A 6,782-nucleotide genomic window follows, 5' to 3' on the forward strand; every position below is an offset into this window, starting at 1 on the left:
TTTTTTTGCCGGGTGGCGCTTCGCTTACCCGGCCTACGGTTCGAGGGTTTTGTAGGCCGGGTAAGGCGAAGCCGCCACCCGGCACCGCGGCACTAGCTAAACATCACCTGCGCCCAGCGCGCCAGCCCCGCGGTAACGGAGCCAAAGTCATCTCCACCGGCAATTGGAATACCCGGCAACTGTTCCGCCAGCGCTTTTTTGATCAGCGGTGAACGGGCGCTTCCGCCGGTCAGGTAGATGACGTCCGGCTTCTCTTTGCCGTTCTCCAGCGCGAGTTGCACCTGTTCCAGTATGCGCTGTAGCGGCTGCGCGAGCGCGGTCTCCAGCCCCTCCTGTGAAATCGCCGTGGCCAGATCGTCGCTGATAAATGGCAAGGACACCGCATGTTCAGCGCGGTTTGAAAGGGCAATTTTGCTCTCTTCGGCGGTGCGTACCACGCGGTAGCTCAGGCGCTGACGCCACACTTTATACAGCAGGGCGACTTTATCGGCGTCCTGCGCGTCACGCATCAGGTCATTCAGGAAGCGGCCGTTGGCGGTACTGTAAAAATCACTCTGCGCCGGGACGTCGTTGATGGCAATCGCGTTCCACCACGGCAGGATCGGCAGGGCGATGCCTTTTTCCGTTTGCCCGCCCATGCCGAGCAGCGGCATCAGGCTCTTGAATGCCAGGGCGATATCCAGATCGTTACCGCCCACGCGGCAGCCGCTGTGCCCCAGCAGGCTATTTTCACGGTCGCGGCGGTGATGCCACTGCGGCCCCATCAGCAGCAGCGAGCAGTCCGTTGTACCCCCGCCGATATCCACGACCAGCACCCGTTTTTCTTCCGTCAACGTGGCCTCAAAGTCCAGCCCCGCCGCAACCGGCTCATACTGGAACACCACGTCGCGAAAGCCTGCCCGGTGCGCCGCGCGCTCAAGGATCCCCTGCGCCTGCTGGTTGGCCTCATCGCCGCCCAGCCCCTGGAAGTTGATCGGGCGGCCAATCACGGCCTGGGTAATCGTCTCGGGGACCTGCGTCTGCGCCTGATGACGGATATGCAGCATCATGGCGCATACCAGGTCTTCAAACACCGCCACCTGCTGCGGCTTGAGGCCGCTGGCCCCGAGGAAAGATTTTGGCGATTTAACAAAGTAGACCTCTTCCGGGTCTTCAATGTAATGCCCGAGTGAAGAGAGGCCGAACTGCACGCTGGAAGGCGTAACGTCGATATCTTCCTCGCGGTTAAAGCTCACTGCCCGGCGCAGCAGCGCCTGGGTTTCTGCCGCAGTCGCCGGAACCTGATGGTGGCGGAACAGCCACTCGCTCACCGCTTCACGCGTCGGCGCGCAGAGCATTGACGGCAGCAGCGTGCTCTCTTTTTCCATTTTCAGGAGCTGTGGTTGTCCGTTTTGCATAATTGCAACCGAGCAGTTTGCCGTACCGTAGTCGAATCCGATAAACACAATAAATCCCCATGCCAGTGAGAAGGGGCGAGACTTTAGCGGAATGCCTGTCCGGCGACAACAGGAATATGAAAGCAAGGCGTAACACGCTTTTTCAGTTTATCCTGAGGGGAACAAAAAAGGAGCGACAATGTATACCCTGACCTGGCACCCCCCTTACGACTGGCAATGGATGTTTGGCTTTCTTGGCGCCCGTGCGGTGGCGGGGGTTGAGACGGTCACGGAAAGCTATTACGAGCGCAGTTTTGCCTGTGAAGGGCGTCAGGGGATCTTCCGCGTTACGCCGGACACGCAAACCCATACGCTACAGGTCACGCTGAGCCCGGGGTTAACGCTGGTGGCCGGACTTTGCCTTGAGCGTATCGGGCGTCTGTTCGATCTTGCCTGCGATCCGCAGGACGTCCACCGGACTTTGGGCGATCTCGGCGCCGCGCGGCCAGGCCTGCGTTTGCCCGGGGCGATGGATGCCTACGAACAGGGCGTGCGGGCCATTCTGGGTCAACTGGTCAGCGTGGCGATGGCGGCGAAACTGGCTTCACGCGTTGTCGCCCTGTGCGGCGAGCCGGTCAAGGATGCGCCGGGCTATGTCTGCTTTCCCTCCCCACAAGCCCTGGCGGCTGCCGACCCGCTGGCGCTCAAAGCGCTCGGGATGCCGGTCAAACGCGCGGAATCGCTGATTCATCTGGCACAGTCGGTCGTCGACGGGACATTTCCGCTCACGCCGCCTGAGGACGTTGAGGCAGGCATGAAGGCGTTACAACAACGGCCGGGTATTGGCCGCTGGACGGCAAATTACCTCGCCCTTCGCGGCTGGCAGGCGAAAGATGTGTTTCTTCCTGATGATTATCTGATTAAGCAACGTTTCGCCGGGATGACGCCTGCGCAAATTCGTCGCTATGCCGAGCGCTGGCAGCCGTGGCGCTCCTACGCGCTGCTGCACATCTGGTATACCGACGGCTGGGCGCCGTCAGTTGATGGCGAAATAACTGGTGTTGAGCAGTAGATCCAGCGGCTGCGGCTCGGCGATGGTGTCACCATAGATAAAATCAATGCCAATGCCGGAAAGCGTATCCATCATGATGGGCTGGTTGCAGGGGCCAGCGATGGTTCTCATCCCCAGACGCTGGGCATGGCCCTGAACGATGGTCACCATCATCTCATCCATCAGGTTGCCATAGACGTTGCTCACGACTTCGGCATCCAGCATCAGGTAATCGGCCATGTTCGGACTCAGGTGGGTGAAAATGTCCATGTCGCGGCCTATCTGGCTGAGGATCACGCGGCAGCCCGCCTGGCGAAGCTTTTGTAAACCCCGCTGCAGATTCTCATCCGAATCACACACCACGCCGGCAGGGATCACCAGATGCAGCAGACGGCCCGGCATTGGGCTTTTATCAAGAAGATCGAGGAGTTCGTCGACCAGCGTCACGCTGGCTAAACCGGCTGCCGAAAGCGGCAATGCGATCCCCATGCCTTTACTGGCGATCCTGGCGGCAGATGTCCGGAAGAAGTCGCTAAAGATGCGTCTGTCGAGGGCGTGCAGCAGTTCCGGCTCTGCCAGGCCAGAACGGAAGGCGTGTTCCTCCAGGACTTCGCCCTGGCTGGTCCACAGGCGCAGCGAAATCAGCCAGAAATTACAGCTCTCCGGTATGCGAGGGGAGGCGACGCTACGGGCTATCATCATCAGGTGATTGTCTTTGATCATGTGCCATTGTTCGTCCAGCGACATCATGCTGCGCGTGCTGTGATCCCGCTCCTGCTGCGGTTCGTAAACCGTCACGATGCCGCGCCCGCTGTTTTTCGAGGCATAACAGGCAATATCTGCCTGTGACATCACTTCTGACGCCAGGTGGTTATGTTCATCGATCAGCGTGATCCCGGCGCTGGCGCCAATTCGATGCAGGCGGCCTTCCCACATAAAGTGATAGTCGTTGATGCTATGGACCAGACGACCGGTGATATAGCGTGCGCTCTCAATATTGCAGTCCGGCAGCAACAGCCCAAACTCATCACCCCCCAGACGCGCCAGCACATCGCTGGAGCGCAGCATGGTTAACATCATGGAAGAGAGTTCCCGCAGCAGGGCATCGCCCGCCGCATGGCCTGCGGTATCATTGACGGCTTTGAAGCGGTCCAGATCGATAAAGACCAGCGCATGACGCTGCCGCGTCTCACGAACCGTTTGCAGGAGTCGTTTGAGGTGGTTTTCAAAGCTGACCCGGTTTGCCAGGTGGGTCAGGGCATCGTGCGACGCGCTGTAACTCAGCTGACGCAGCATTTTGCGCGACTCGGTGACATCCTGAATAACGATAACCGAGCCGATACTTTGTCCATCCAGCGTGCTGAGTGGCGTAATGCTGTAATGGATGTCAAACGCTCCACCCGTGCGGCAGTTCAGCACCACGTCCTGGTCGATATCTGAGCGTGACATATCCCCGCTGTGGATGTTCTCCATCAGCGGCCCTCGCTCCCCAAACGTGATGTGTAATACCTTGAGAACCGGCTGGCCGATAGCCTCGGTTTGTAGCCAGCCGCTCATCTTCTCGGCGACCGGGTTCATAAAGGTGACGTTCATGTCGATATCGGTACAGAGCACGGCTTCGCCGATGGAGTCGAGCGTGATATGCAGACGCTCTTTTTCCTGGAACAGCGCCTCGTTAAGCTGCTTAACCTCAGTCATGTCCATGTTGATGCCAAGCAAACGCTCGACTTCACCCTCTTTATTCAACACCCGGTTTGCCAGGGAGCGAATATGGCGCACGCCTTCCTTCACGCGGATACGGAATTCCAGCTTAAACGGCAGACGTGAGATCAGTGAATCCCGCAGCACCTGTTCTGCATGGGCGCGGTCTTCCGGCAGCATCGTGTCGTGCCAGAGCTGCCAGGTGGGCTTGATGTGCGGCGGGATTTCATACAGTTCGAACATCCGCTTATCCCAGCTGATGATGTCAGGCTCCAGATCCCACTCCCAGATGCCGATGCCGCCCGCTTCGTTGGCCAGCGTAATGCGCTCCATCAGGCGTTTGTTGACCCACTCGGTCTGCTTCAGGTCGTTAATGTCTTCAATCTGGGCGATAAAATAGAGCGGCGAGCCGTCGGTATGGCGCACAACGGAGACGGCAAGCAGCGCCCAGACCACTTCACCGTTGCGCGTGTAATAGCGCTTTTCAAGGGTATAGGTGTTGATGTCGCCGTTGACCAGCTGCTCCAGCTGTTCGAGGTCGGTGTGCAAATCTTCCGGCCAGGTGAGCTGCTGGAAGGTGAGTGACTGTAGTTCGGACTGGCTGTAACCGAGGAAATTGCACAGCGCTTTGTTGGCCTGTAGCCACTGCCCCTCAATGCTGACTAACGCCATCCCGATGGCGGAATACTCCATCGCATTACGAAAACGCGCTTCGCTTTCAGTGATGTGTTTGCGTTCGGCACGGAAGGCATACATCACCATGGTCATCACGTTCGCCGGGAGAAGCAGCATCAGGAACGGCAGCCAGGGCGCGTTGATCATCGGCCCTTCGTGTTGGGTGGTCAGCGCCTCAGGGTTATGGGCAATCATCAGGGACACGACCATCACGGTGACCAGAAACACCAGGAACGCTTCCATTCGCGGTAAGCGCACGGCGCTCCACATAAGCAGGACGATCACGCAGGTAAATGGCCATGGAAGCCAGGTGATGGCTGCCCAACTCAGGGCCAACGTCACGGCCATTGTGAGCAGCGTTTCCAGCAGCAGTCGCGGATCACGGTGGCGCAGCAGGTAGTGGGGTTTAAACAGTAATCCCAGCGGCACCAGTGCCAGCGCGCCAATGGATTCAGATAACACCCACACAATGAAATCGCGCAGTGGCTCAGGACCGGGAACCAGAAAAATCACCAGAATACCGCCTACCAGCGGCGGCACCAGCGCGCTGCCCATCGCCAGACGGATCCAGTCACTTAAATTTTGCAGCGGGTTATACCACGGGAGCAGTTTGCGCAGTAGTAATGCACCGACGACGGCCTCAATCACATTTATGGCGGTGTAGGTGAGGTTAATCGCCCCCCACGAGAACAACATCCACGAGGCCAGAATATTGCCGAACGAACAGGCCAGGGCAATGCCCGGCCACATTTTTCCCGCGTGGCGGTAAAACGCCACCATCATGATGGCGGTGGGGAACCAGAGCGGCGCCAGCAGGGTGCCGAAGCGGGTAAGCTCCAGCGAAAATAAGGTAAAGATAAAGGTGACCAGGCCCAGACAGACAAGTCGTAATAAAGGATGTGGGGTGGTAACCAAAACCCGCTGGTATTGTTTATTCATTACCGCTTTATCCAGAGACGCCGTGCCGTCAGGAGAGAAGTCCGTACGAGTGAATTTGATAATTTGGTTTATGCTAGTACAAACAATTTACAATTCATATGGCGACTGCTCATAATTTGACATCATAGACTTATTAAATAGTTACAGGTTAAAAAATCGCTGTGAAACGCTGAAAAAACGCGCATTAAAATTTCACTCAGGGAACAATTCACAACTTTACAGGCTGTCTCGCATTACCTGCGCTTTCGACTGGTATCACGCCCGCGAAATCCCTATAATTGCCGCGTTTGACGCTCCGGCGTCGTCCTTCCTTAACATCCAGGTTAATCAGGTCGCTAAATTTATGACTGATAAGTCTCATCAGTGCGTCATTATAGGCATCGCCGGCGCATCGGCTTCAGGTAAAAGTCTAATTGCCAGTACGCTTTATCGCGAACTGCGTGAACAAGTAGGTGATGAGCACATCGGCGTCATTCCCGAAGACAGCTATTACAAAGATCAATCCCATCTGTCGATGGAAGAGCGCGTAAAAACCAACTATGACCACCCGAATGCAATGGATCACAGTTTACTGTTCCAGCATTTAGAAGCCCTCAAAAGCGGCCAGGCGATTGAGCTGCCCGTTTACAGTTACGTAGAACACACCCGCACCCAGGAGACGATCCGCATCGAGCCGAAAAAGGTGATTATCCTTGAAGGTATCCTGCTCCTGACCGATGCTCGCCTGCGTGAATCGATGAACTTCTCGATTTTCGTCGATACCCCGCTGGATATTTGCCTGATGCGCCGCATCAAGCGAGACGTTAACGAGCGCGGCCGTTCGATGGATTCCGTCATGGCGCAATACCAGAAAACGGTCCGTCCGATGTTCCTGCAGTTTATTGAGCCCTCCAAACAATACGCCGATATCATCGTGCCGCGCGGAGGCAAAAACCGCATTGCCATTGATATCTTAAAAGCGAAAATCAGCCAGTTTTTTGAATAAGCCGCGCGAATTGTGTACCGTTCAGAGATAACCTGGTTTTACCCTGAGATGTTAA

The 6,782-nt window shown here is 56.8% G+C and carries 4 protein-coding genes; 2 read left to right on the top strand and 2 right to left on the bottom strand.

The window, feature by feature from the left end; all coding sequences use genetic code 11:
- Positions 1–92 precede the first annotated feature (92 nt).
- Entirely contained in the window at positions 93–1,445 is a 1,353-nt protein-coding gene (gene yegD, locus L977_RS05270) for a molecular chaperone (RefSeq protein WP_014884516.1), read from the bottom strand.
- Positions 1,446–1,575: 130 nt separating this feature from the next.
- On the opposite strand from yegD, the gene alkA reads away from it, so the two are divergent.
- Complete coding sequence (gene alkA, locus L977_RS05275; protein WP_047625150.1) at positions 1,576–2,448, top strand: DNA-3-methyladenine glycosylase 2; 873 nt, start codon at positions 1,576–1,578, stop codon at positions 2,446–2,448.
- Here alkA and L977_RS05280 read toward each other — a convergent pair.
- Positions 2,413–5,742, bottom strand: a complete 3,330-nt coding sequence (locus L977_RS05280) for a diguanylate cyclase (RefSeq protein ID WP_014884514.1) — start codon at positions 5,740–5,742, stop codon at positions 2,413–2,415. The genes alkA and L977_RS05280 overlap by 36 nt on opposite strands.
- A 343-nt stretch (positions 5,743–6,085) precedes the next feature.
- On the opposite strand from L977_RS05280, the gene udk reads away from it, so the two are divergent.
- Complete coding sequence (gene udk, locus L977_RS05285) at positions 6,086–6,727, top strand: uridine kinase (RefSeq protein WP_008500855.1); 642 nt, start codon at positions 6,086–6,088, stop codon at positions 6,725–6,727.
- The last annotated feature ends 55 nt before the right edge of the window (positions 6,728–6,782 follow it).

Source organism: Enterobacter sp. ZOR0014, assembly GCF_000798855.1.
GTDB classification, from domain to species: domain Bacteria; phylum Pseudomonadota; class Gammaproteobacteria; order Enterobacterales; family Enterobacteriaceae; genus Enterobacter; species Enterobacter kobei.